Consider the following 26,383-nt stretch of genomic DNA (forward strand, 5'->3'; position numbering starts at 1 on the left):
GGGAAGTAGCATTCATAAAACAAAACAAACAAAAATGGCTTGACTTTGAAGAAGCAATTTTTGGTAAATCTAAAAAAAATCCTGATGAAATGGCAAGTTTGTACATTCATTTGGTTAATGATTTATCATATGCCCAAACCTACTATCCCAAAAGCAAAACTGTTGTTTATCTAAATTACTTAGCGTCACAGATTTATCAAAAAATTTATAAAACAAAACGCGAAGAAAAAAACAGGTTCGTTTATTTTTTTCAAACCGAAGTTCCTTTGCTGGTTTATCAATATCGAAGATATATATTGTATTCATTTGTTTTATTCATTGGTGCTGTAGCGATTGGCGTTGTTTCGGCAAGATATGATGAAAACTTTGTCCGTTTGATTCTCGGCGATGGTTATGTAAACATGACTCTGGATAATATCAAAGATGGAAATCCGGTTGCCGTTTACAAAACCGGCAGCAATTGGGGCGGGTTTATTGGTATCACGCTGAACAATCTTTTTGTTGGCGTTCGCTGTTTTATTTATGGAATTTTTGCCGGAGTCGGAACTTTTTTAGTCCTGATTCAAAACAGTATAATGCTGGGTTCATTCCAATATTTTTTCTATAAAGAAGGCGTTTTTGGAGAAAGCATCAGAGGAATTTGGCTTCATGGTTCGATGGAAATTTTCGGAATGGTAATAGAAGCTGCCTGCGGTTTCATCCTTGGTGCTTCAATTCTGTTCCCACGAACATTTTCACGTTTGAATTCATTTAAAATCGGAATGAAAGATGGTCTGAAAATATTTCTGAGTACCATTCCATTTACAATTGCTGCCGGATTTATAGAAGGTTTTGTAACACGTTATGCAATTGAAATGCCTCATTGGCTGAATATTATAATCATACTCGGAACATTGTCTGTGATATCTTTCTATTTTTTAGTTTATCCGACAATCGTTCATAAAAAAATAAACCGATAATTATGTTTCCACTATTCAAAAAAAGAGATTTCGGGGATTACATAAGTGACACTTTTCAGTTTTTTAGGGTAACCGGAAAGCATTATCTGAAAAATTATTTCACCATTTGTGGAATTCTATTAATGATTTTGGTAGTGCTATCCTATTTTTTATTTCAGGTCTATTTTGATTTTGCCTTAAACTTTGGCCGACTCAATAATAATGCTGATTTCATTCAGAATTTTACAGAAACCAATGCCGTTTTAATAGTATTTGGTGCAATTTTCATTTTTTTATTCATTGTTATACTAAGCATGCTGACCTATTCTGTTCCGGTAATTTATATGGATTTATATGCCAAGAACAAAGGTGATAATTTTGGAACAAAAGAAATTTTAGCAAAATTCAAAGCTGATTTTGGAAGGATATTAATTTTCTTTTTAGGATTAATTTTCTTAGTGACACCACTGTTGATGTTGGTTTTTGTATTGCTGGTTTTACTTTGCTTTATCCTAATTGGTATTCCTTTACTTCTATTTGCAATACCAACAGCCATAAGTTGGATTACGCTTAGTTTTTATGAATATCTCAATCATGACAAGAGTTTTTTCAAAGCACTTGGCAGCGGTTATAAGCATGTAAGAAATCAGTATTTTCCAAATATTGGTTCATTAATGGTCATGTATCTTATTATTCAGACTGCGATGTCGGTGTTTACGCTTTTCCCTTATGCATTTGGAATGGCATCTGTTTTCACCACCCAAAATATCGACGACAGATCTTCATCCATCAAGATTCTGCTTACAATTGTTATGGTAATCTCGATTTTAATGAGTTACATTTTAAATAATCTTCTATTGATAAATCAAGGTTTGGTCTATTATAGCAGAAAAGAAAACGACGAAAATATAAGTTCAAAAGATTCAATAGATTTAATAGGCAGTGAATAAATTCCTTTTGTTTTTTTGGTTCCTTGTTTCTGTACCACTTTGGCCACAGGATTCATCGGCTGTAGCCAAAACTCAGCATATTAAATACACTGAAGAAGATATTTATGTCGACAATGACACACTACTTTTTAAACCAAAATTCGAAGCCGGATTTAAACAAAAATACAAATCAGGTGAATTTCAGTATGAAGTAAAAGTTTCGGAGAAAAGCATTTGGGACAGATTTTTAGAATGGCTAGCCTATGGTTTCAAAAAGATTTTTGGATTATCAGACATGGACATTTCCGCAAAGTATGTGATGTATACCTTAAAAACAATTGCAGCGTTAATTGTTATCTATGTAATTTATTTGATTGTAAAAATTGTGCTGAACAAAGAAGGACAATGGATTTTTGGCAAATCAACTACACGGAAAATTTATTCTGATGAAGAAATCGAAAAGAACTTAATTTATGTAGATTTTGAAAAACTGATTCAGGAAACCGTAAGTAAAGGCGATAACAGATTGGCTATTCGATATTATTATCTGTGGATTTTAAAGCGTCTGGCGGAAAAAAACATCATCGATTGGCATACCGAAAAAACAAATTCCGATTATTTATATGAAATCCATTCGGCCGATTTGAGAACCGATTTCCAGTATCTTTCCTATTTATACAATTATATCTGGTACGGAGAATTTGAAATGACAGAACAGACTTTTTCAAATGCAAAAAATGCATTCGAAAAAACTTTAAAATCACTTAACCGATGAGTAGAACACTGAAAATATATATATTTTTCCTGCTCGTCTTGATTGGATTCTGCATCTATGTTGATGCGAACAAACCAATACCTGTCGATTGGAATCCAAGCTATGATTTGAGAGATAAAATTCCTTTTGGATTATATGTTTTTGATAAAGAATCGAAGAAAGTTTTAAGTCCGAATAAAATTAAGAAAGAAAGCAAAACACTTTATGAGTTTCTTGATCCGTTGTATGACTCGGACACGTTGGTAAAGAATTATAAAATCAAAGGAACAATTCTAAATATTTGTGATAATTACATTATTGATGACGAGTCTACAAAAGAGTTGTTTTACTTTGTAAGTCATGGAAATACTGCTTTTTTAAGTGTTCACAGTCTTCCAGAAATATTTACCGATTCGCTAAAAGTCGAAACTGAATCGCAATTCGATTTGTCAGACAAAATAGATTGCTGGCTTGCAAATCCAGGTTTAGGCAAACAGAAATATAACCTAAATCAAGGAGCAGGAAGTTTTCATTTCTCAAAAATTGACACGTTGTATACAGCCGTTTTGGGTTATCAGGGAACTGAAAAAAAGAAATATGTCAATTTCATAAAAGTCAACTTTAGACAGGGTGTTTTCTTTATCCATCTGCAGCCTGCTGCTTTTACGAATTATCATTTATTAAAAGATGACCATGCAGAATATGCTGAAAAAGTATTAGCATATATGCCAAAAGGTGACATTTACTGGATGATTAAGGAACAAAACAGTTTGATTGAATCGGGTTCACCCTATAGATACATTTTAAGCCAACCGGCTTTGAGATGGGCGTGGTATTTATTTTTGATTGGAATTGTAATTTTTATAGTTTTCAATGCTAAAAGAAAACAGCGAATTATTCCGATAATAAAACCATTATCAAATACAACTGTCGATTTTACTAAGACTATCGGGAATTTATATTATCAGGAAGGCGATCATCAAAACCTGGTTGACAAGAAAATTATCTATTTCCTGGAAAGAATCAGGAATGAATATCTAATAGAAACTACAACTTTGGATGAAAATTTTGTCAAAAAATTACACGCTAAAACCGGAAAAGAAATAAAAGATATTGAACACTTGATATATTTGATAAATTATCAACGAAAAAGCTACCATCAAAGTATAGAAAGTGATTTAATCGAAATCAATAATGCAATAGAAAAAATTATCAACTAATGGAAAACACAGAAAACTTCGAAAGCAACGAAAACGTAAATGAAAATGTAAATTTTCAGTCAAGATTAAACCTTGAGCCACTTCGTGAAAGCATTGATAAAATAAAAGCAGAAATGGAAACCGTGATTGTTGGTCAGCACAAAATGATTGACCAATTACTGGTATCTATTTTGGCTAACGGACATGTTTTGATTGAAGGTGTTCCCGGCGTTGCAAAAACAATGACTGCAAAAATCATTGCCAAAACCATTTCGGTTGATTTTAGCCGTATTCAGTTTACACCCGATTTAATGCCATCGGACATACTGGGAACTTCGGTTTTTGATTTAAAAAAATCAGAATTCGAATTCAAAAAGGGACCAGTATTTTCTAACCTGGTTTTAATCGATGAGATAAATCGTGCTCCGGCAAAAACGCAGGCTGCTTTGTTCGAAGTTATGGAAGAGCGTCAAATTACAATCGACGGACATTGCTATAAAATGGACCAGCCATTTATTATTATGGCGACACAGAATCCAATTGAGCAGGAAGGAACGTATCGTTTACCTGAAGCGCAATTAGACCGGTTTTTGTTCAAAATAAATATCGATTATCCAAAATTAGAAGAGGAAATCGACATCATTAATCGCGAGCATTTATTGCAGAATCACGATAAATTAGAAAACATAAAAGCTGTTTTATCAGCTTCAGATATTATAAATTATCAAGGCTTGGTAAAACAGATTCAGGTTGAGCCAAATCTGTTGGAATACATTGCCAAATTGGTTGTCAACACACGCGAAAATGCTTTCTTATATTTGGGTGCATCACCAAGAGCATCCATCGCAATTTTGAATGCAGCTAAAGGTTTTGCTGCAATCAGAGGCCGCGATTTTGTTACTCCGGAAGACATTAAAGAAGCCGCAATTCCGGTTTTACAACACAGAGTTATTGTTACTCCCGAACGCGAAATGGAAGGTTTGACAAGCATAGAAATCATAAAACAAATTATTGAAAGTATCGAAATACCAAGATAACATTGAACTTTTTTAAGCAATTATATATAACAAATTTCTTTTTCTATCTGCTGATTGGCATGATAGTGCTCTTTTGTTGTGCCTTTATTTTCCCTTCACTTTACAGCGCAGTCTGGTATATATTATTGATTTTATTAGTGTTTTTTGGTTTGGATATCTTAATTCTTTTCAGCAGTACTACCGGAATTAATGCCGAAAGAATTACTCCCGAAAAGCTTTCCAATGGTGATGAAAATTCGATTATTGTTACCATTAAGAATTTCTATACTTTTCCGATTTCTGTAAAGGTTATTGATGAAATCCCGGTTCAGTTTCAGGTTCGTAATTTTGAAATCAACCGCAAAATAAAAAATGCTTCGCAGGATGAGTTTCAGTACAAATTACGCCCAACAGAACGCGGTGAATATTACTTCGGCAACTTAAACATCTATGTTTCTTCGCCTTTGAGATTGATTTCCAAAAGATACAAATTCAACAAAGACCAAATGGTTCCAACGTATCCTTCGTACATTCAATTGCGTAAATACGATTTGATTGCTTTTTCGAATAATTTGTTTCAATATGGTGTTAAAAAAATCAGGCGGATTGGCCATACAATGGAATTTGAGCAAATCAAGGAATACGTTCCGGGCGACGATATAAGAACCTTAAACTGGAAAGCTACAGCTAAGAAAAACAGTTTGATGGTCAACCAGTTTCAGGATGAAAAATCGCAGAATATCTACATGGTTATCGACAAAGGCCGTGTGATGAAAATGCCTTTCAACGGAATGAGCCTGTTGGATTATGCCATCAATGCCACTTTGGTTTTATCGAATGTTATCCTCAAAAAACAAGATAAAGCCGGAATGTTTTCGTTTTCTAAAAAAGTGGAAAATCGCGTTGTAGCTGAGAAAAGAACATCGCAAATGCAAAAAATTCTCGAAAGTCTTTACAATATAAAAACCAACTTTTTTGAAAGTGATTATTCGCGTTTGTATGTTGATATAAAAAAACATATCAATCAGCGAAGCCTGATAATTTTATATACTAATTTCGAAACTATGGATGGTTTGCATCGTCAGTTGCCTTATTTAAAAGGGATTGCCAAAAACCATTTGCTTGTAGTTGTCTTTTTCCAAAACACCGAATTATATCAGATTACCAATAATAAAGCAGATACAATCCAGGAAGTTTATGATAAGGTTATTGCGGAAAAATTCATCTTTGAAAAGAAACTTATCGTAACCGAATTAAAAAAATACGGTATCCATTCGGTATTAACACAACCTGAAAACCTGACAATGGATACAATAAATAAATACCTCGAAATTAAGGCGAGAGGGATTTTATAATAAAATCTCAGTAACTTTGGAACTTTGCTACTGATAATGAAACAAATTACTTCTTCGCAGAATCCATTTATAAAATCCCTGATGCAGCTTCAGGAAAAAGCCAAAGCCCGAAAACAATCCGGCACTTTTCTGATTGAAGGAATGCGCGAAATTGAGTTAGCCATCAAAGGAAATTACGAATTGGAAACCATTCTCTTTCTACCTGAATTGGTAACATCGCAACAAATAACCAAATTAACGCATAACCAAATTGAGGTAATTGAAATCTCTAAAGAAGTTTATCAAAAGCTTGCATACCGGGACACAACCGAAGGAATTCTGGCTGTAGCCAAAACCAAATCATTACAGTTATCCGATTTGAAACTTCCCAAAAATCCGTTGATTTTAGTCATGGAAGCCATCGAAAAACCGGGTAATATCGGAGCCGTTTTAAGAACTTGCGACGCTGCAAATGTTGATGCCGTAATCATTGCCAATCCAAAAACCGATTTATACAATCCGAATATCGTTCGCTCTAGTGTTGGCTGTTTGTTTACCAACCAGATTGCAACGGGTTCAACTGAAGAAGTTATCGATTTTTTAATAAAAAACAATATCAATTTCTACAGTGCCACACTGCAGAATTCTACTGCATACCACACCCAAAACTACACTACACCTTCAGCATTGGTCGTTGGCACAGAAGCCACCGGATTATCCCAGCTTTGGCGCGATAAAGCCACACAAAATATCATTATCCCGATGCAGGGAGAAATTGACAGCATGAACGTTTCTGTTGCTGCTGCTATTTTAATTTTTGAGGCAAAACGTCAAAGAGGGTTTCATTAAATATTAATCAACTATTAAAACCAAATTCAAATGAAAAAAAATCTGTTAAGCTCGTTTCAACCCATTAATTTGTCGATGGGAATTTTACTAATCAGGATTATTATTGGTGTTGTTATGGCATTTTATGGCTACCAAAAACTAATTAATTTCGAAACCATGGCCGCTTCCGATTTTTGGGCAAAGGAAGTAAGCTTTCTTGGCATGACCGGAAAAACGCCTTTAGCATTAACCATTTTTGCAGAATTCTTTTGTAGCTTATTTTTAATTTTTGGTTTATTTACGCGATTGGCATTGATTCCATTACTTATTTGCATGGGTTATATAATTGTCTGCGTAGCCAAATTTAAAGTAATTTATTCAGGCGATAACGGCATTGAAATGAACAACGCTTTTGTCTATTTCATCACCTATATTGGTCTTTTTCTGACTGGTCCCGGAAATTATAGTTTAGATTATAAAATTGCAAATCGATAAGGTAATTCACTTGCACAGTTCATTTGTAATGCTTATTTTTAGCTAATAGATTGAACATGCTATGATTGAAATAGATTTAGAAGAAGAAAAAAAAGCTATTGCCCGAGAATACAAAGAATTACTTCGTATAAGTTATCAGACACTTACTGATTCTGATAAAAAGCTCATCCGAAAAGCATTTGATGTTGCCGTTGAAGCTCACAAAGATCAGCGCCGTAAATCGGGCGAAGCTTATATTTTTCATCCTATTGGTGTAGCCAAAATTGTAGCAGCAGATATTGGCCTTGGCGCAACAAGTATTGCCGCCGCCTTAATGCATGATGTTGTTGAAGATACTGATGTTACTGTTGAAGACATCGAAAAAAAATTCAATCCAAAAATTGCCCATCTGGTCGAAGGTCTGACCAAAATTTCTCAGGTTAAAAAAGACATGAACATCTCAATGCAGGCGGAGAATTTCCGTAAAATGCTATTGACTTTAAATGATGATGTTCGTGTGATTCTGATAAAAATTGCCGACCGTTTGCACAACATGCAGACCATGGATTCGATGCCCGATTACAAACAGGTGAAAATTGCTTCGGAAACTTTATACATTTATGCGCCTCTCGCCCATCGTTTGGGTTTGTACAACATAAAAACCAAACTGGAAGATTTAGGTCTGAAATATACTGAACCCGATATTTTCAAAGATATTGTCAGCAAAATCAAGGAAACCAAAGAAGAGCAGGATGAATATATCAAAACGATTTCGGATGTTTTAAAAAAATCGTTAGACGAAGAAGGTGTTGAATATACGCTAAAAGGAAGGCCAAAATCTATCTATTCCATTCGTAGAAAAATGGCGGCTCAAAACGTAACTTTTGATGAAGTCTATGACAAATTCGCACTTCGAATCATCTACAAATCCAATCTTCACGATGAGAAATTCTTAGCCTGGAAAATTTATTCCATCGTTACCGATCATTATCGTCCGAGTCCGAGCCGTTTGCGCGATTGGATTTCTTCACCAAAATCAACCGGTTACGAAGCCCTGCACATTACCGTTATGGGACCAAAAGGCCGGTGGGTAGAAATTCAGGTGCGAAGCGAACGAATGGATGAAATTGCCGAAAAAGGATACGCAGCACATTATAAATACAAACAAGGCGCAACAGAAGAAAGCGGTTTGGATACCTGGCTCAACTTGTTGAAAGAAGCGCTGGAAAGCTCTGAAACCAATGCAGTTGACTTTGTAGAAGATTTCAAAATGAATTTGTATGCCAAAGAAATCTTTGTGTTTACACCAAAAGGCGAAATCAAATCTTTGCCCAAAGGAGCCACTTCACTCGATTTTGCTTTTAGCATACATTCCGAAATTGGCATTAAAACCCGCGGAACCCGTGTCAACGGAAAATTAGTTCCGCTTAATCACGAACTGAAAAGTGGTGACCAGATTGAAATCATAACTTCTGTTCATCAAAAACCAACAATAAACTGGCTTGATTATGTTACGACATCGAGAGCCAAAAATAAAATCAGGAACGTTCTCAACGAAAACACCAAGAAAATTGCCGAAGACGGAAAAGAGTTATTAACCCGAAAATTGAAGCATTTAAAAATCACAATCAATGAAAATGTAGTTAATGAATTGGTAAATTATTTCAGGCTTAAAACCAGTTTGGATTTATTTTACCGCGCCGGAATCGGATCTATAGAAAACCAACAACTTAAGGATTTTGCTGCTCAAAAAAGCAATACCCTGATGAATTTCTTTAAGAACAAAATCAAGCGTTCGCCAAGCTCAAATCAAGAAGAAATCAACAAACCTGAATTGAGCAATAATTTTGATATGCTCGTTTTTGGTGCAGAACATGATAAACTGGATTACAAATTATCTTCCTGCTGTAACCCAATTCCGGGCGATGATGTGTTTGGATTTATAACCATCAACGAAGGCATCAAAGTACACAAAAAAGATTGTCCAAATGCAATTTCACTACAATCCAATTATGCATATCGAATTATGCTTGCCAAATGGATCGATTCATCGCAACAGGAATTTAAAGCTATTTTAAAAATTACGGGCATGGATAGTTTGGGCTTGACCAATGAATTAACCAAAGTAATTTCAAACAATATGCATGTGAATATCCAAAGCATTTCCCTAAGTGGTGAAGCCGGAATATTTTATGGACAAGTTGCCGTTATCGTACAGAATAATGCTATTTTGAAAAAACTCATCGACAACATTAAAAAAATTGATGGGATTGATAAAGTGACGAGGGTTTATACAAACTAATTATGAGTTGTAAATTATAAGTTATGAATTGTTTCTGAATAATAAATCTAAACTTTTAAGTCCATAAACTTTTAAACTTTTAAACTAAAAACTATCTTTGTCCCATGACACTAATTGCATCTGATAATACCAAAAATCAAGAGACTGTAAAAAACGTTTTTACACTTTATCTTGAAAACAAAGGACATCGCAAAACACCTGAGCGTTATGCTATTCTTCAGGAGATTTATGATAGCGAAGAGCATTTTGATATTGAGAATTTGTATATCAAAATGAAAAACAAAAACTATCGTGTGTCGCGTGCTACCTTATACAATACAATTGAACTTTTATTGGATTGTGGGTTGGTGCGTAAACATCAGTTTGGACAAAATCAGGCACATTATGAAAAGTCGTATTTTGATAAGCAGCACGATCACATCATCATGACCGACACCGGAGAAGTGATTGAGTTTTGCGACCCAAGAATTCAAACTATCAAGCAAACCATCGAAGAAATATTTGGCATTGAAATTCACAACCATTCGTTGTATTTTTATGCTAATAAAAAAGATTGATTCGGTGATTTGGTAATTCGTGTATTCGATATCAAATAACCAAATTAACAAATAACCAAATTAACAACACACACAACAACACACAATGACTGTAGATTTACTACTCGGATTACAATGGGGAGACGAAGGCAAAGGAAAAATTGTTGACGTTCTAACCTCAAAATACGATATTATTGCCCGTTTTCAGGGCGGACCAAACGCCGGACACACGCTCGAATTTGATGGTATCAAACACGTTCTGAGAACTATCCCATCAGGGATTTTTCATGAAAACAATATCAACATCATCGGAAACGGTGTCGTGATTGACCCGGTGGTTTTCAAAAGTGAAATTGATGGTTTGGCCAAATTCAATTTGGATATTAAATCAAAACTGATTATTTCAAGAAAGGCACATTTGATACTTCCCACACACCGTTTGCTTGATGCTGCTTCTGAAGCAGCCAAAGGCAAAGCCAAAATTGGTTCAACGCTAAAGGGTATTGGACCAACGTATATGGATAAAACCGGCAGAAACGGAATCCGTGTTGGCGATATTGAATTAGCTGATTTTAAAGAAAGATACCGCACTTTGGCAGACAAGCACGAAGCTATGATTGCTTTTTATGGCGTGGAGCTTCAATACAATTTACCAGAACTTGAAAAGGAATTTTTTGATGCTATTGAAGATTTAAGAAAATTGGATTTCATTGACAGCGAAGAATATTTGGCACAAGCTCAAAAAGCTGGTAAATCTATTCTTTGTGAAGGCGCACAAGGTTCGTTATTGGATGTTGATTTTGGAACCTATCCATTTGTAACTTCATCTAACACCACGGCTGCTGGTGCTTGCACCGGTTTAGGCATTGCGCCAAATAAAATCAAGGAAGTTTTTGGAATCTTTAAAGCATATACAACACGTGTTGGCTCGGGACCATTTCCTACCGAAGATTTTGGAGATGCTGGCGATGTTATGGCAAAAGTAGGTAACGAATTTGGCTCGGTAACAGGAAGGAAAAGACGTTGTGGTTGGTTAGATTTGGTAGCGTTGAAATATGCTGTTCAAATAAACGGTGTAACCCAACTAATGATGATGAAAGGCGATGTACTTTCAGGTTTTGATAAGTTGAAAGTGTGCACTGCGTATGACTACAAAGGCGAAGTGATTTTTCATTTACCTTATAATATTGAAGAAGAAAACGTTAGACCTATTTATACCGAATTCAAAGGCTGGCAAGCTGATTTAACAGGTTTAACTACTTATGACAGCTTACCGAAAGAGTTAAAAGACTATATCGAATTCATAGAAAAAGAACTTGAAGTACCGATAAAAATTGTTTCTGTTGGCCCTGACAGAAAGCAGACGATTACAAGATAGAAAAAGCCCCAAATTTGGGGCTTTTTTAATTTTATTTTTTAGGTTTAATCGTTTTCTGTGGTTTGCCTTTATATGTTTTAGGATATTTTGATTTCAGGTAGTTATAATGAGGAAAAGGTTCATTTTCATCTGTAAGCACTACTTTGTAGCCATTGTATAGATCATAATCCACATATTCAACAGGCATAGTGTTACTTCTTACCCATTTTCCTTCCCGCATATAGACATATTCTTTGTTTTTTATATCATAATACGTTTCCGTTGCCGGAATATAATAATAAGTTGCAACGTCATAACCAGCGACACCCCAATCTGGAAATGTTAAGGTTTTTGTTTGTGCCTGTGCTGAATTTAATGCAATAAGGAATATTGCGGTCAGCAGAATTTTTGCTAGTTTCATAGTTGAAGTGTTTTTTAAAAATTAAATTAAAATTGTGAGGTATAAATTTACTGTGATATAAATCTTTACAGTTACAAGATTCCATTTTCAATTTTACAAGGTTTTCATATTTTAACATTCTCATTTTCAGAAAGTAAGATTTTTACTGTTACATCCTATATTATAGTCCAGAAACTTAAAATTGAGAGTTCATATTGTAAATTATTTGGAAATATAATTTTATTTATCGTAATATTGCAATATTAAAATACAATAATTATGGGAGCGTCTAAAACAGACCATTTTACCGATACTCAAAATCAAATTGCGACTTTGGCAAAAGCTCTCGGACATCCTGCTCGCGTTGCTATTTTGGAATATCTTATGAACGTAGACAGTTGTATTTGTGGGGATATCGTAAACGAACTTCCTCTTGCCCAGCCTACTGTTTCACAACATTTAAAAGAATTGAAAACCGCCGGATTGATTAAAGGCAGTATTGAAGGGACTTCCATTTGCTATTGTATTGATCAGAATGCGTTGGAAACACTTAAATCCTATTTTTCAGCAATTGCAACCAGCTTACTGAAAAAGAAATACAGTTGTTGCTAATTAAAAATATAAAAACATGAAACTATCAGAAATCAAAAAAATCTTAGATACAGTTGAAGCTGTAGATTTTAAACTGGAGAATGGAACTTTTGTTCCCGAACATTTCCATGTTACAGAAGTGGGCGTAATTACCAAACATTTTATTGATTGTGGTGGAACAGTCAGAAACGAAAAAGTGGCGAACTTCCAGTTATGGGATGCCAATGATTTTGAACATCGGTTAAAACCAAAAAAACTAATGAATATCATTGCACTTTCTGAACGTAAATTGGGCATGGAAGATTTAGAAATTGAAGTAGAATACCAATCAGACACCATTGGTAAATATGACTTAGGATTCGATGGGAAAAACTTCCTTTTATTACCAAAGAGAACAGCCTGCCTTGCAAAAGAAAATTGTGGCGTTCCTGAAGAACAGGAAAAAGCAGTTTGTTGCTCTTCAGAAAGTAAATGTTGCTAATGAAGCGTTTTTTAACAAAATACAAAAGACCAATTGTAATAACGACTTCAGTTATCACACTTCAACTGATTTTTGGATGGGATGCAAAATTCTGCATCATTAATATCATTTGGTTATTAGTTTAGACATGAAAAAAATACTTGTGCTTTGTACTGGAAATAGCTGCAGAAGTCAAATTGCAGAGGGTTATCTTCGCTATTTTGCCAATGGCAAGGCTGAGATTTATAGTGCCGGAATGAAAACTCATGGCGTCAACCCAAAAGCTGTTGCTATTATGAAAGAAGATGGAATAGACATCTCCCAACACACTTCTAATAACATTGACGAATACTATAATATTGATTTTGATTTTGTAATTACGGTTTGTGATAACGCAAAGGAGAATTGTCCTTTTTTCCCAAGTAAAGCAAAGCGATTTCATCAAAATTTTCCAGACCCAGCTCCGGCAACCGGAACAGAAAATGAAATTCTCAATGAATTTCGGATAGTTCAGCAAATGATTAAAGGTTATTGCGAAAAATTTATATTGGAATATTTATAGTTAGTTATTTTGTACAAAAAAAAGTATATTTTTGAGTATGAAAGAATCTAAACGCATCGCGGGTTTATTTAAAAATCTATACGCAGGAGATCCATGGATTGATGTTACTATCACGGCAACACTTGAAGGAATTTCTGCGAAAGATGCAGCGGCACATTCGTTGGATAAATGCAATTCTATTTGGCAGTTAGTCAATCATATAATAAGCTGGCGGCTGAATGTTTTAAGACGCGTACAGGGAGAAATCATTACAACACCAAGCAATAACTATATAACGGAAATTGTTGATGCCTCTGATGCTGCCTGGAAAGAGACTTTACAACAACTCGAAGAATCTCAGGAAAAATGGCTTGCCTTTTTGGAAAGCTTTCAGGAAGAAGATTTTCCAAAAATATACCCAAACAACGAAATGGATTACTATGAACACATACACGGAATAATTCAGCATGATGCCTATCATTTGGGGCAAATTGTTCTATTAGCTAAGTATCTAAATTAAAAAACCCTTTCATCTCTGAAAGGGTTTTGTTTTTTAAAGCTTAAATATAAAACTCTCGCTCGGTTTTACACTCAACTGTATCGTCCCTTTACCATCTGTCACTTTTAGTTGTGCTGTGCTTCCGTAAAGCTGGTCCTTCACATTATACAATCCGTCTTTCAAATTACATGCTTTAATTACATCTTCCGGGATTTTTAACTCAAAATCACTCGTAGTAACCCAAGAGAAATTCGTCACTACAATCAGTTTTTCTTTTGCCGTATAGCGTACATACGAATACATTCCAGGACCATATCTTTTGGTTTCATTTCTGTTAATTGTTTGTATCTCCTGGAATTTACCAGTCAAGGCATCGCTGCTAATTGTAAAATTTAATAGTCGTTTGTAGAAATCTCTTAAGTCAGCTTCGCTTTTTGATAATTGTCCACCATCAAACTTGCCGCCATTCATCCAACGCTGGTGATGCGGAACACCAATGTAATCAAAAATTGATGTGCGGGAATGTGTTCCAAAACCAGCATTTTCTTTTCCGTCTTCACCTACTTCCTGCCCAAAATAAATCATAGTTGGTGAAGAGCTAATCGTTGCCGAAACAACCATCATTGGCTTTCCTTTTTCCGGAGTGCCTGCAAATTCCGGACTTGCTAATCGCTGTTCATCGTGGTTATCCAAAAAGTGCAGCATATGATGCTCTATGTCAGCCATGCGTTCCTGAATTTCCGAAAGCGGCTCAGGCATTGCATTACCCTGAATAATGGATTTTAATTGATCATAGGTTTCCACTTTGTCGTACAGATAATCCATTTTCCCAAGATTTATGTAGTTTCTGTATTCTTTTGGATTATAAACCTCAGCCAATAAAAATGCTTTTGGGTTTTTCATCTTGATAGCCGAATTCATATAACTCCAAAACTCGTAAGGCACCATTTCTGCCATGTCATAGCGGAAACCATCTACGCCTTTTGCAGTCCAGTATAAAGCGATATCACGGAATTTTTTCCATGAACTTGGTACATCTTTGTCTTTCCAAAATTCATAATGCGCTTTGCAGTCTTTTTTGTCAAATCCTTCGGGCAACTCCGGAAAATCTTTGGAACCATCCGGTTTGATTCCATAATTTACTTTTACGGTTTCATACCAATCATTAATATCAGGTTTTGCCTGACGCGAACCGTTGCCTGTCCATTTTGCCGGAAACTCGGTAAATTTGCCATCAATCAAAGGATTCTGTTCTCCATTTAAAGGCTTGTATGTCGGTGAAGTTGGCACTTCAAACGCTTTTCCCGGGATATAATAAAAGTTGTTGTTTCTGTCGTATTCTACCGAAGTATTATCATCGGCACCAAAATCTCGAACGCCTTTTGGGTTACTCAAACTATGATAATTTCTCGCAATGTGATTCGGAACAATATCGATTATGACTTTCAATCCATTCTTGTGCGTTCGTGCAATTAATGCTTCAAATTCTTCTAATCGTTTCGCAGGATTAACCGCCAAATCCGGATTTACATTATAATAATCTTTTACGGCATAAGGCGAACCCGCACGGCCTTTTACAATATCGGGATCATCATTGGAAATACCGTATTTAGTATAATCTCTAATCACATCATGATGCGGAACGCCAGTATACCAAACATAAGTCACTCCTAGTTTCTTGATTTCCTGCAATGCCTTATCTGTAAAGTCATTAAACTTCCCAACGCCATTTTCTTCGATGGTTCCCCAAGGTTTGTTGGTGGTATTTTTGTTTCCAAATAAGCGGGTAAAAACTTGATAGACTACATCTTTTTTAGGCGTATTAATTACTTTGGGTTTGGCACTCATAGTGGTTTTTTTTTGAGCAACGGTTGTGTTTGCAATGGCACAACACATTACTACCGCAAATGTTAAACTTGTTTTCATACTATACATCGGGCTTAAAATAGGTTCAATAAGCCGTAACAACAAATATAAAGAATATAGTGGTTTTAAACATTTTTATTGATTGTAAAATTCAGATAATAATCAAAAGGCAGCTAATAATAAGTTAAATCCGTGGAATAAAAATTCATTAAATTTAAACTCAATAATGCTTCTATCTTTGTTTCAGAAATTAAAATCAAATAGTTTTGAAAACGGCATCTAAAATAGTTCTTTATAGTTTCATCCTTTTCATAGGTCATTTGGGTTGGTCACAACAAACAACTATTGACAGTTTGAAAAGAGTCTATAAAGTAACCAAAATCGACACTGCTAAAGTGGGCATCCTGAATAAACTGGCTTCAGAATTTAAGGAAATAAATCCAGATTCGACTTCATTTTATGCTAACAAAGCGCTGCAGTTATCTGCTAAATTAAATTATAGTTTCGGACAAGCTAATGGAGAAGTGAATTTGGGTAATGCTTCCATCATTTTAGGAAATTATGATGTTGCTAAAACCCATTTTAAAAAAGCCAGCAGCATTTTTAAATCGCTATTAAAATCAGACGAAGAAAACAAAACCTTTATTTATGGCTTGGCGCGATGCTACTCAAGTTTAGGTGTTATTTTCTCGCAGGAAGGAAATTATTATGAGTCATTGGATAATTACCAAAGTGGTTTGGAGCTTTACAAAAAAATAAATCAAAAGAACAGCATTTCCAAGTCATACAACAATATTGGCATCGTTTATAAATCAAGAAGCAATAATGCAAAAGCATTAGAATATTTTAATAAAGCTTTAAAAATGCAAGAAGAAATTGGCGAACAAACGATGCCGGTAACTTTGACAAACATTGGCGTTATCTATTTTGAAGACAATAAATTACCTCAGGCTTATTCCTATTATACAAAAGCAGAAAAATTATTCAAAACCATTGAAAACACAAGAGGATTAGCACTTCTGCAAAATTATTGGGGCGATTATTATATTAAAACAAAAGCCGTTGCTAAAGCTGAAACTCATTACAAACGAGCGCTTGATTTGTATGAAAGCATGCAGAATAAATTTGGTGCATCACTGGCTTTATACAATCTCGGAATACTTTATTTTGAGCAAAACGAATACGAACACGCAATGCCATTGGCAACAAAATCATTAGATTATGCTAAAGAAATTGGCGTGCTTGACCAAACGTATCATTCGGAGAAATTAGTAAGTGATATTTATGGCGCTCAAAACCAGCCTGCACTTTCATTACAACATTATAAAAACTATATCATTGCCCGCGATAGTTTGAATACAATGGAAAGCACCAAGAAATTTGACCGTGCCGAAATGGATTTTGAATTCCAGAAAAAGGAAGCTTTGTTTCAGGAAAAAAACAAACGTGAACATTTACTCCTAATCTTTTCAATTGTTGGTTCATTATTGTTTGTTGGATTGATTTTCGTGTTGATAAACCGTCATCAGGTAAAACGCCGCTTGACGCTTCAGAAAGAAGTGGCGGAATATGAGCAAAAAGCATTGCACTTACAGATGAATCCGCATTTTGTATTCAATTGTTTGGGTTCGATTTCGAGTTTTATTGTACAAAACGGAACTGATTCTGCCTTGAAATATTTGTCTAAATTTTCAAAATTGATGCGTCTGACTTTAGAATATTCAAAAGATGCTTTGATTCCCATTGATAAAGAAATTGAAAGCCTGCAAAACTATTTGGAATTGGAACAACTACGATTCCACGATAAGTTTGACTTTAAGATACAATCGAGCGAAAGCGTTGAATTCAATATGGGATTGCCGCCATTGTTAATCCAGCCATTTGTTGAGAATGCAATTCTGCATGGCTTGGTTCCCAAAGAAGGCAGCGGAATGATAGTCGTTGATTTTGATGTTCAGAATGATCAATTGGTTTGCACTATTTGGGATAACGGAATCGGAATTACAAAATCGGCAGCCATAAAAGAAAATTCAATGAAAGCGCACAAATCAATGGCATTGGAAATTACCAAAAAGCGATTGGAAATTATGGAGGCCACCATTTCCAAATCGGCACAAATCGAAATTAAAGAACTAGAGGAAAATAACATAGTAACAGGAACGCGAGTAACGTTACGGTTGCCAAAACAATATATTCAGTAACTAGTGATTAGTAATTAGTGACTAGCTATGACCAGCTGAACTAATTACCAATCACTAATCACTAATCACTAAAACATGATAACAGCAGTATTAATAGACGATGACAAGCATTTAAGAACAGGCTTAAAAGCACTTTTAGAACGTTACACCAATGAAATCAATATCATTGGTGAAGCCGAAAGTGTAAAAACTGGAGTTACCATTCTCGAAAAACTGCAGCCGCAGGTGTTGTTTTTAGATATTCATTTATCAGACGGAACCGGATTTGACATTTTGGAACAGCTGGCCAAAACCAGAGGAAAAACGAATGCGCATATTGTTTTTATTACGGCACATGAACAATACGCGGTGAAAGCTTTCAAGTTTAGTGCTTTGGATTTTATTCTTAAACCTGTTGATCCGGAAGAATTGCAAAATACAATTGCGAAAATTAAAGCAGTTGTCGGCAAAAACAGTTCATTTGAACATATTGATTTACTGCTGGAAAACATCCGTAAAAAAGTAGATAATTTCAAAAGAATTGCGCTTTCCACCAGCGATGGAATTCATCTTTTTGATGTTTCTGACATCATCAGATGTGAGGCCAAAGTAAATTATACCGAGTTTTTTATAAAAAATCATAAGCCGTTATTGATTTCGAGAACACTCAAAGAATACGAAGAAATGTTGACCGAACATGGTTTTGAACGTATACATCAATCCCATTTGATTAACCTTTCTTATCTGAAATCATACATAAAATCCGACGGAGGATATGTGGTTATGGCAGATAATACCAGTATTCCAATTGCACAAAGTAAAAGAGAAAGATTGCAGGAATTAATTAAGAACTTTTAAGAAAAACATATAGAAACCATGAAAAAAATTCTACCCTTATTATTGTTGTTTACCGGAATGGTAAATGCCCAGATTGTCACGATTCCCGACCCTGTTTTCAAGACTAAATTATTGGCGGCAAGCACAACAGATGCAGCCAATAAAATAGCTCAGGATTTTAGTGATCAGTGGATGGTAATTGATGCTAATAGCGATGGCGAAATTCAGGTTAGCGAAGCATTGGCCGTGAAACTCTTAACTATTTCCGGTTTTGAAATTACTAATTTAACCGGTGTTAACAGCTTTACTAATCTTCAGGCATTGAGTCTGAATTACAATCAGGCAACTTCATTTGACATAAGTGCGCTGACAAATTTGACGTCTTTTTCATCTTATAATATGGTCAATCTTAATTCGTTAAACATAAACAGTCTGACGAGTTTAACAAGCGTGATTATTTTTGGAGCTAACACTCTTACTTCTCTGAATGTAAGTAATTTAACCAATCTTACAACGCTTACTTGTGGATTTTCAGGACTTACCACACTGAATGTAAATGGACTTTCAAATTTGACGTTTTTGAACTGTCAGGGAAATCACCTGACTAATCTAAACGGATTACCATCTACTCTGACGGGTCTGAGCTGCTCCTATAACATGCTTACCAATTTGAATTTTGCCGGACTGACAAATTTAAACCAACTGGATTGTTCAGGCAATCAACTTACTAATTTAAGCTTGCCTTCCAGCCTAACGAAATTATATTGTTCCAATAATCAGCTTACCAGTTTAAATGTAAATGGAATGACCGGATTAACAGAATTACGTTGCGAAAGCAATCTAATAACAAGTTTGGATGTAAATGGGCTTACAAACCTTAATAAACTAATTTGTTCCGATAATAAACTTACTACTTTTGGCATTAGTGGGCTTACAAATCTGGTAACTTTAGAATGCAATAGAAATGACGACCTAACCAGCGTAACTTTAGCATTCTTAACCAGCCTGCAGGAGTTTCAAATTGTTGGAAATGTTACTTCCAGTTCAGTAGTATTAAGTCATTTAACAACTTTGAATTTAATTGGTTTGCCTAGCCTTCAAAAGTTAAATTGCAGTTATGGTAAACTTACTTCTTTAGATTTAAATACTCTGCCGGCATTAACAGAGGTGGATTGCTCGAGTAATGAAATTACAAGTTTGAATTTAACCAATTTACCAAACCTTCAGACCTTATACTGTTCTCGCAATAATTTAACAACTTTAGATGCTTCAGCTTTGACAAATTTAGTTGACTTGTATTGTGGTGGTGGTTTTATTCAAGATGGTCAGTATGTTGGTCAGTTAACCAGCCTGAATGTTGCCGGATTATCAAATCTGAAAAATTTAGACTGCAGCTTAAATCACCTGAGCAGTCTGGATCTTAGCGGATTAACCAGCATAGAAAATCTTACCTGCGATGGTTTTCCCGGTAATGCAGGGCTTCTTACTTCGTTAAATGTAAATGCATTGACAAACCTAAAAAGACTGAGTTGCAACTATCAGGCACTTACCAGTTTAAATGTCAGCAATCTGGTTAACCTGACAGATTTGTATTGTTCTTATAACAACATCAGCAACCTTGACTTAACAGGCTTGATAAACCTTAAAAATTTAGATTATAATTACAATCAATTATCCAACTTAAACCTGGTTAATTTGCCAAGCCTTGAGTATTTGAATTGCTCACACAATCAGCTGGCAACGCTTAATGTTCTTAATTTAACCAGTCTTACCCAATTAACTTGTGCAAACAATTTGCTTACAACCTTAAATTTAAGTGGGCTGTCAAATCTTGTCAATTTAGATTATTCTTATAATCAGCTTGAGCTTTCAAATGTGAGTGGTTTATCAACAAATCTTAAATCTTTAATCTGCCAGGCAAATAATCTGACCAGTTTAAATATAAGTGGCTTAATCAACCTTGAAACCTTGAATTGTTATACAAATCAGTTGACAAGCTTAGATGTAAGTGGTTTGAATAACTTAAAGTTTTTGGATTGCTCCAACAATCAAATCACAAGTATGGATGTAAGCAATCTGCTCGATCTAGAATCATTTAATTGCAGTAATAATCAAATGCCATCTATCAGCATTGCTGGTTTAAACAATCTAAAGACTTTTTATTGCAGCGCAAATCAACTTACAAGTTTGGATTTGAGTAATCATGAAGATCTTGAGAATTTAGATTATTCTTATAATGTACTTCCAAATCTGGATGTGAATTTTTTAACGAATCTGCGTTATTTAGGTACTGTTGGAACCCAAAGCACTTTATTAGATGTCAGCAACTTAGTCAATCTTGAGTTTTTATATTGTACAAACAATCAGCTTGAAACCATCGATGTAAATAATTCTCCATATCTAAATCAATTAAGATGCAGTGATAATGCGCTTACTACTTTGTATTTGAAAAATGGTAAAAATGAGCAGATTTTAGAATTTGTTAATAATCCTGCTTTGGAATATATCTGTGCAGACAGCACACAGCTTGAGTCTCTTCAGACACAATTGAATGATTTGGGAATGACTGCAACAGTTGCGAATTCTTATTGCTCATTTACACCTGGTGGAAACCACAACACAATAACAGGAATCGCTATTTTTGATGCGGATAATAATGGTTGTGATGTGACCGATGTAATAAATCCATTTGTGAGATTTGATATAAACGACACGCTTACAACAGGAGCTACAGTAACGAATATCAATGGTACATATAATTATTATACAAATGCAGGCACATATACAATAGCTCCGAATGTTGAAAATCAGGCTTGGTTTGATTTTTCACCAGCTTCTGCAGATTTTACTTTTACTGATGCCAACAATAATATCTCTACTCAAAACTTTTGTATTGCTGCAGTTGGAACACATAAAGACATCGAAGTTGTCTTTGCACCATTAGAACCGGCAAGACCAGGATTTAATGCAAGATACAAAGTTGTGTACAAAAACAAAGGAAACCAAATGCGTTCCGGAACTGTTACGCTAACATTTGACGATGCAAGAACCGATTTGGAAGATGCATTTCCGGCGCCTGATGCTACAGGAGTAAACTCACTTTCATGGAACTATACCAACTTAATGCCCTTTGAAAACAGAAGCATTATAGTCACTCTTAATTTAAATACTCCAATGGAGATTCCAGCGGTAAACAATGGAGATATTCTAAACTTTACAGCAGCAATAACTCCTGTGGCTGACGATGAATTGCCTGGCGATAATCAATACAATTACAATCAAACAGTGGTTGGTTCTTACGACCCAAATAGCATTGAATGTTTAGAAGGTGAAACTGCTCCTCCATCAGAAATTGGAAATTATTTGCATTATGCTATCAATTTTGAAAACTTAGGAACTTTTGAAGCAGAAAACATTGTGGTAAGAAGTGAAATTGATCCAACAAAATATGATATCTCAACATTGCAGGTTATGAATACCTCTCACCCATCCTACACAAGAATTAGCGGTAATGTTGTCGAGTTTGTTTTTCAAAACATACAACTTGCAGCAGCACATGGAACTCCACCAGTTGGAGGTCACGGAGATGTATTGTTTAAAATAAAAACTAAGGATAATCTGGTAAACAATGATACCGTTTTACAAAGAGCAGGCATTTATTTTGACTACAATTTCCCTATTGCAACTAATGATGCCGAAACAACTTTTGCAGAATTAAGTAATCCAGGTTTTGAAATTGACAATAGTGTAAAAATTTATCCTAATCCGACAACTTCAATCATCAATATTGATAGTGATTTTATTATCGATTCAATTGAATTGTATGATGTTCAGGGCAGAATTCTAGAAACACTTTTAGAAAATGCAACCAACTCCAAACTTGATATATCCGGCAAGTCAAAAGGTATTTACTTCCTGAAAATCAAAACCGAAAAAGGAAGTAAAGTTGAAAAAATAGTGAAAGAATAAAAAACAAAAAGTTAATTGTGTGAAAAGCGTAAGCCAGGAAACTGATTTACGCTTTTTGCTTTTTCATAAATAATTGGTAATAACCATTTACATTGTTGGTAATTTCATATTTTTGACACAAATATAAATTCATTGAAAAAGTTACTTTTTAGCATCGGATTATTGCTTTTTACATTGACGAATGTAAATGCACAAAAAGCAAGCAATATTATTATTGAAAATTCCGATTTCTCCACTATAGATCAAGAAAAAATTCCTGATGCGCTTTTATTAAGCGGCCATGTCAGAGCAAGACAGGATGGTGTAGTTATTACCTGCAACAAAGCTTATTTTTTTCAAAAAGAAAATTACCTCAAAGCTTTTGGCGAAGTTCAAATGGCACAAGGCGATACGCTTTTTCTAAATAGTAAATATGCCGAATACAATGGTGAAGTAAAAAAAGCATATGCTACAGGAAATGTAGTGATGCGTTCACCCGAATCGACTTTGGTTACCGATACTATAAACTTTGACAGAAATACACAGGAAGCTTTTTATAATTCAAACGGAACGATTACCAATAAAGAAAACACCCTGAAAAGTAAATCAGGAAGATATTTTGCCAATGAAAAAAAGTTCAAATTCCTGACAGCTGTCACGATTACCAATCCAAAATACACAATCAAGTCTAACCATTTGGATTATTATACCAATTCGGGCCACTCCTATTTATTTGGACCTTCGACTATAACTAGTAAAGAGAATTTCATTTACACAGAAAAAGGTTTTTATGATACCAAAAAGAACTTTGCCTATTTCCTTCGAAAATCCTACATCAAATACAAAGACCGGAGAATTGAAGCTGATAGTTTGTATTATGACCGAAATCGTGAATATGCTTCCGGAACCAATAATGTCAAAATTACAGATTCTATAAATAAAGGAGTGATTAAAGGACATTATGCAGAAATTTATCGGAACTTAAAAACCGAAAAAGATTCGATGATGATTACCAAAAGAGCTGTTGCGATATCATTGATGGAAAAAGATTCGATGTATATTCATGGAAAGAAAATGCTGATTACTGGAAAGACCGGTGAACGTATTGTTCGTGCCTTCAATAACGTTCGTTTTTATAAAACGGATATGAGCGGGAAATGTGATTCGATACATTCTGATCAAAAAGCAGCCTTAACAAAACTCATTGGCCGACCAATACTTTGGAATTATGACAACCAATTGACGGGTGATATCATGCATCTTATTGGAAATAACAACACCGAAAAACTTGACTCACTCAAAGTCCTGAACAATTCTTTTATCATATCCAAAGATACTATTGGAACAGGCTATAATCAGGTGAAAGGGCAAAATCTTTATGGTAAATTCAAAGACAATAAACTCAGCGAAGTTGATATTATCAAAAATACCGAAGTCATTTATTATCTTAGGAATGACAAAAACGAACTCATTGGCATCAATAAAAGTATTGGAAGCAAAATCAATTTGATTTTAGACAAAAATACTATTGAAACTATAACCATCTTTAACAATCCTGATGGCGATATTTATCCCGAAAAAGATTTGCCCGAAAATGCCAGGAAGCTTCGTGGTTTTGTCTGGCGTGGCGATGAACGGATAAAATCCAAAGACGATATTTTCCCTGAAGAAGAAAACGAACTCGATGCCAAGATTCAAGCTGAACGAAAAGTCGAAATGGCTAAAGAAAATGTGCCGTTGGAACCTAGCAAAGAAACATTAGAGTACGACAAGAAAAACTCCAAACCAATGGTGAAATAGTCGGCAGAAAGCAGTTCCTTATTAACTTTAAAACAATAAAATGGCAACTCAAATTTGCCCAAAATGCAAACAAGATGCTTTCACTTGGTACGTTAGCGAAGTGTTGCCAAATATAACTGTTTGGAGTTGCAACAATTGTCCGCTACAAATTTTTGAAGAGGATTTTGATGAAGAAGTTTGTGAAAATTGCAACGAAAAAACCAAGACTTTTTTGAGAAGCCAGGAAGAACAATTTAACTGGTGCTCCAATTGCAATACGGTCACGAATTATCAATTAAACGAATAAAACAATTCAAGTTGAAAGAGGATTTCCTAAAATACCAGGCACAAACGTCACCTTATCCTTTAGGCATGGAAGTTTCACATGCTGTTGGTTCTTATATATACGATACAAATAATAAAAAATACCTGGATTTTGTTGCCGGAGTTTCAGCAACGAGTTTAGGACATCAGCATCCAAGAGTTAATCAGGCCATTAAAGACCAATTAAATAAATACTCGCACGTTATGGTGTATGGCGAATATGCCCAACATCCTGCAGTGCAATATTGTAAATTATTGGTGGAGAATTTGCCGCCAAGCTTAAACAAAGTTTATCTCGTCAATTCGGGAACCGAAGCTTGCGAAGGCGCTTTAAAGCTAGTCCGCAGAGTTACCGGAAGAAGTCAATTGATATCGTGTTACAATGCATATCACGGAAATACTATGGGTTCGATGAGTGTGATGGGTTTTGAAGAACGCAAACAAATCTTTCGTCCATTAATTCCCGATGTTGATTTTATCACATTCAATAACGAAGAAGACATTCAAAAAATAACAACCAAAACTGCCGGAATCATTCTCGAAAGCATTCAGGGCGGCGCTGGTTTTATAGAACCAAAAAATGATTTCTTAGCCAAAATCAAAAAACGTTGTGAAGAAGTTGGTGCATTGCTGATTCTGGACGAAATTCAGCCTGGCTTTGGAAGAACCGGAAAACTGTTCGGTTTTGAAAACTACAATGTCGTTCCCGACGTAATTATAATAGGAAAAGGAATGGCTGGCGGAATGCCTGTTGGTGGTTTTGTTGCCAATGAAAAACACATGGATTTATTAAGCCATGATCCAAAGCTTGGACATATTACCACTTTTGGCGGTCATCCTGTCATAGCGGCAGCATGTTTGGCTACTTTGGAAGAAATTTTGGAAAAAGACTACAGCAAACAATCGCTGGCAAAAGAAAAGCTGTTTCGGGAGCTTTTGGTACATCCTTTGATAGAGGAAATCCGCGGAAGAGGATTGATGCTCGCAGCGATGACAAAAGACCCAGAAATTACCAATAAGGTGATTTTCAAATGCCAGGAGAAAGGTTTGATTTTATTTTGGCTTCTTTTCGAAGGTTGCGCTGTCAGAATTACTCCTCCGTTAACAATATCTGACGATGAAATCAGAGAAGGTTGCGCTATCATTATTGAGGCTATGAATGCGATTTTCAGCGAGTTAAAAAATTGTTAATTAAATTGTTTACAACAATAATCGCAGCCCACAAAAAAAGCAACGTGTTTCCCTAATTTTATTAAGGATAATTTTAACACCTACAGTTATGCACCTAGAT

General features: G+C 35.1%; 23 protein-coding genes. 21 read left to right on the forward strand and 2 right to left on the reverse strand.

What is annotated here, in order from left to right:
* From ABIQ27_RS11455 to ABIQ27_RS11505, 11 genes are all read left to right on the forward strand, one after another.
* On the forward strand, positions 1-959 hold a 959-nt coding region (locus ABIQ27_RS11455; RefSeq protein WP_348034034.1), incomplete at its 5' end, for a stage II sporulation protein M.
* Positions 960-961: 2 nt separating this feature from the next.
* Entirely contained in the window at positions 962-1,888 is a 927-nt protein-coding gene (locus ABIQ27_RS11460; protein ID WP_348034035.1) for a hypothetical protein, read from the forward strand.
* Complete coding sequence (locus tag ABIQ27_RS11465; protein ID WP_348034036.1) at positions 1,881-2,642, forward strand: DUF4129 domain-containing protein; 762 nt, start codon at positions 1,881-1,883, stop codon at positions 2,640-2,642. The genes ABIQ27_RS11460 and ABIQ27_RS11465 overlap by 8 nt, the downstream gene beginning before the upstream one ends.
* The gene (locus ABIQ27_RS11470) at positions 2,639-3,841 is read left to right on the forward strand and encodes a DUF4350 domain-containing protein (protein WP_348034037.1); all 1,203 of its coding nucleotides are present in this window, start codon (positions 2,639-2,641) and stop codon (positions 3,839-3,841) included. The genes ABIQ27_RS11465 and ABIQ27_RS11470 overlap by 4 nt, the downstream gene beginning before the upstream one ends.
* Entirely contained in the window at positions 3,841-4,857 is a 1,017-nt protein-coding gene (locus tag ABIQ27_RS11475; RefSeq protein ID WP_348034038.1) for a MoxR family ATPase, read from the forward strand. Before ABIQ27_RS11470 ends, ABIQ27_RS11475 begins: the two co-directional genes overlap by 1 nt.
* Positions 4,858-4,916: 59 nt before the next feature.
* Positions 4,917-6,191 carry a DUF58 domain-containing protein gene (locus ABIQ27_RS11480; protein ID WP_348034039.1) on the forward strand — a complete coding sequence of 425 codons (1,275 nt, stop codon included), beginning with the start codon at positions 4,917-4,919 and terminating at the stop codon, positions 6,189-6,191.
* Between the two features lie 36 nt (positions 6,192-6,227).
* Complete coding sequence (locus ABIQ27_RS11485; protein ID WP_348034040.1) at positions 6,228-7,019, forward strand: RNA methyltransferase; 792 nt, start codon at positions 6,228-6,230, stop codon at positions 7,017-7,019.
* A gap of 30 nt (positions 7,020-7,049) precedes the next feature.
* Positions 7,050-7,493, forward strand: a complete 444-nt coding sequence (locus ABIQ27_RS11490; RefSeq protein ID WP_348034041.1) for a DoxX family protein — start codon at positions 7,050-7,052, stop codon at positions 7,491-7,493.
* Positions 7,494-7,554: 61 nt separating this feature from the next.
* The gene (locus ABIQ27_RS11495; RefSeq protein WP_348034042.1) at positions 7,555-9,774 is read left to right on the forward strand and encodes a RelA/SpoT family protein; all 2,220 of its coding nucleotides are present in this window, start codon (positions 7,555-7,557) and stop codon (positions 9,772-9,774) included.
* Positions 9,775-9,878: 104 nt separating this feature from the next.
* The gene (locus ABIQ27_RS11500; RefSeq protein ID WP_348034043.1) at positions 9,879-10,331 is read left to right on the forward strand and encodes a transcriptional repressor; all 453 of its coding nucleotides are present in this window, start codon (positions 9,879-9,881) and stop codon (positions 10,329-10,331) included.
* An 85-nt stretch (positions 10,332-10,416) separates the two neighbouring features.
* Positions 10,417-11,688: an adenylosuccinate synthase gene (locus ABIQ27_RS11505; protein ID WP_348034044.1), complete on the forward strand. Its 1,272-nt coding sequence runs from the start codon at positions 10,417-10,419 to the stop codon at positions 11,686-11,688.
* A 31-nt stretch (positions 11,689-11,719) separates the two neighbouring features.
* Here ABIQ27_RS11505 and ABIQ27_RS11510 read toward each other — a convergent pair whose 3' ends face one another.
* Complete coding sequence (locus tag ABIQ27_RS11510; protein WP_348034045.1) at positions 11,720-12,088, reverse strand: hypothetical protein; 369 nt, start codon at positions 12,086-12,088, stop codon at positions 11,720-11,722.
* Between the two features lie 258 nt (positions 12,089-12,346).
* Here ABIQ27_RS11510 and ABIQ27_RS11515 point away from each other — a divergent pair, with 258 nt between their 5' ends.
* The 4 genes from ABIQ27_RS11515 to ABIQ27_RS11530 all read left to right on the forward strand — a co-directional run bounded on the left by ABIQ27_RS11515 (position 12,347) and on the right by ABIQ27_RS11530 (position 14,179).
* Positions 12,347-12,679, forward strand: coding sequence for a metalloregulator ArsR/SmtB family transcription factor (locus ABIQ27_RS11515; RefSeq protein WP_348034046.1), 333 nt, complete (start codon positions 12,347-12,349; stop codon positions 12,677-12,679).
* 16 nt (positions 12,680-12,695) lie between these two features.
* Positions 12,696-13,139, forward strand: coding sequence for a DUF6428 family protein (locus ABIQ27_RS11520; protein ID WP_348034047.1), 444 nt, complete (start codon positions 12,696-12,698; stop codon positions 13,137-13,139).
* Between the two features lie 127 nt (positions 13,140-13,266).
* A complete protein-coding gene (locus ABIQ27_RS11525) occupies positions 13,267-13,680 on the forward strand; it encodes an arsenate reductase ArsC (RefSeq protein ID WP_348034048.1) in 414 nt (137 codons plus the stop codon).
* A 37-nt stretch (positions 13,681-13,717) separates the two neighbouring features.
* Positions 13,718-14,179, forward strand: a complete 462-nt coding sequence (locus ABIQ27_RS11530) for a DinB family protein (protein WP_348034049.1) — start codon at positions 13,718-13,720, stop codon at positions 14,177-14,179.
* 33 nt (positions 14,180-14,212) lie between these two features.
* Here the strand turns inward: ABIQ27_RS11530 and ABIQ27_RS11535 are convergent, their stop codons facing one another.
* A complete protein-coding gene (locus tag ABIQ27_RS11535; protein ID WP_348034056.1) occupies positions 14,213-16,006 on the reverse strand; it encodes an alpha-amylase family protein in 1,794 nt (597 codons plus the stop codon).
* Positions 16,007-16,290: 284 nt separating this feature from the next.
* On the opposite strand from ABIQ27_RS11535, the gene ABIQ27_RS11540 reads away from it, so the two are divergent.
* The 6 genes from ABIQ27_RS11540 (at position 16,291) to ABIQ27_RS11565 (ending at position 26,283) form a co-directional block, all read left to right on the forward strand.
* On the forward strand, positions 16,291-18,225 hold the full coding sequence (locus ABIQ27_RS11540) for a tetratricopeptide repeat protein (RefSeq protein WP_348034050.1): 1,935 nt from the start codon (positions 16,291-16,293) through the stop codon (positions 18,223-18,225).
* 75 nt (positions 18,226-18,300) lie between these two features.
* Positions 18,301-19,062 carry a LytTR family DNA-binding domain-containing protein gene (locus tag ABIQ27_RS11545; RefSeq protein WP_348034051.1) on the forward strand — a complete coding sequence of 254 codons (762 nt, stop codon included), beginning with the start codon at positions 18,301-18,303 and terminating at the stop codon, positions 19,060-19,062.
* Positions 19,063-19,080: 18 nt separating this feature from the next.
* Complete coding sequence (locus tag ABIQ27_RS11550; RefSeq protein WP_348034052.1) at positions 19,081-23,010, forward strand: T9SS type A sorting domain-containing protein; 3,930 nt, start codon at positions 19,081-19,083, stop codon at positions 23,008-23,010.
* A gap of 132 nt (positions 23,011-23,142) precedes the next feature.
* A complete protein-coding gene (locus ABIQ27_RS11555; RefSeq protein WP_348034053.1) occupies positions 23,143-24,789 on the forward strand; it encodes an OstA-like protein in 1,647 nt (548 codons plus the stop codon).
* 40 nt (positions 24,790-24,829) lie between these two features.
* On the forward strand, positions 24,830-25,075 hold the full coding sequence (locus ABIQ27_RS11560; RefSeq protein WP_348034054.1) for a hypothetical protein: 246 nt from the start codon (positions 24,830-24,832) through the stop codon (positions 25,073-25,075).
* Between the two features lie 11 nt (positions 25,076-25,086).
* Positions 25,087-26,283, forward strand: a complete 1,197-nt coding sequence (locus ABIQ27_RS11565) for an aspartate aminotransferase family protein (protein WP_348034055.1) — start codon at positions 25,087-25,089, stop codon at positions 26,281-26,283.
* Positions 26,284-26,383: the final 100 nt, after the last annotated feature.

The organism is Flavobacterium sp., assembly GCF_039916025.1.
Classification (GTDB): Bacteria; Bacteroidota; Bacteroidia; order Flavobacteriales; family Flavobacteriaceae; genus Flavobacterium.

What these genes read in the sequence shown, in the direction of transcription:
- ABIQ27_RS11460 (WP_348034035.1), top strand. Translation starts at nt 962, where the DNA reads ATGTTTCCACTATTCAAAAAAAGAGATTTCGGGGATTACATAAGTGAC.
- ABIQ27_RS11470 (WP_348034037.1), top strand. Translation starts at nt 2,639, where the DNA reads ATGAGTAGAACACTGAAAATATATATATTTTTCCTGCTCGTCTTGATT.
- ABIQ27_RS11475 (WP_348034038.1), top strand. Translation starts at nt 3,841, where the DNA reads ATGGAAAACACAGAAAACTTCGAAAGCAACGAAAACGTAAATGAAAAT.
- ABIQ27_RS11480 (WP_348034039.1), top strand. Translation starts at nt 4,917, where the DNA reads ATGATAGTGCTCTTTTGTTGTGCCTTTATTTTCCCTTCACTTTACAGC.
- ABIQ27_RS11485 (WP_348034040.1), top strand. Translation starts at nt 6,228, where the DNA reads ATGAAACAAATTACTTCTTCGCAGAATCCATTTATAAAATCCCTGATG.
- ABIQ27_RS11490 (WP_348034041.1), top strand. Translation starts at nt 7,050, where the DNA reads ATGAAAAAAAATCTGTTAAGCTCGTTTCAACCCATTAATTTGTCGATG.
- ABIQ27_RS11495 (WP_348034042.1), top strand. Translation starts at nt 7,555, where the DNA reads ATGATTGAAATAGATTTAGAAGAAGAAAAAAAAGCTATTGCCCGAGAA.
- ABIQ27_RS11500 (WP_348034043.1), top strand. Translation starts at nt 9,879, where the DNA reads ATGACACTAATTGCATCTGATAATACCAAAAATCAAGAGACTGTAAAA.
- ABIQ27_RS11505 (WP_348034044.1), top strand. Translation starts at nt 10,417, where the DNA reads ATGACTGTAGATTTACTACTCGGATTACAATGGGGAGACGAAGGCAAA.
- ABIQ27_RS11510 (WP_348034045.1), bottom strand. Translation starts at nt 12,088, where the DNA reads ATGAAACTAGCAAAAATTCTGCTGACCGCAATATTCCTTATTGCATTA.
- ABIQ27_RS11515 (WP_348034046.1), top strand. Translation starts at nt 12,347, where the DNA reads ATGGGAGCGTCTAAAACAGACCATTTTACCGATACTCAAAATCAAATT.
- ABIQ27_RS11520 (WP_348034047.1), top strand. Translation starts at nt 12,696, where the DNA reads ATGAAACTATCAGAAATCAAAAAAATCTTAGATACAGTTGAAGCTGTA.
- ABIQ27_RS11525 (WP_348034048.1), top strand. Translation starts at nt 13,267, where the DNA reads ATGAAAAAAATACTTGTGCTTTGTACTGGAAATAGCTGCAGAAGTCAA.
- ABIQ27_RS11530 (WP_348034049.1), top strand. Translation starts at nt 13,718, where the DNA reads ATGAAAGAATCTAAACGCATCGCGGGTTTATTTAAAAATCTATACGCA.
- ABIQ27_RS11535 (WP_348034056.1), bottom strand. Translation starts at nt 16,006, where the DNA reads ATGAGTGCCAAACCCAAAGTAATTAATACGCCTAAAAAAGATGTAGTC.
- ABIQ27_RS11545 (WP_348034051.1), top strand. Translation starts at nt 18,301, where the DNA reads ATGATAACAGCAGTATTAATAGACGATGACAAGCATTTAAGAACAGGC.
- ABIQ27_RS11550 (WP_348034052.1), top strand. Translation starts at nt 19,081, where the DNA reads ATGAAAAAAATTCTACCCTTATTATTGTTGTTTACCGGAATGGTAAAT.
- ABIQ27_RS11560 (WP_348034054.1), top strand. Translation starts at nt 24,830, where the DNA reads ATGGCAACTCAAATTTGCCCAAAATGCAAACAAGATGCTTTCACTTGG.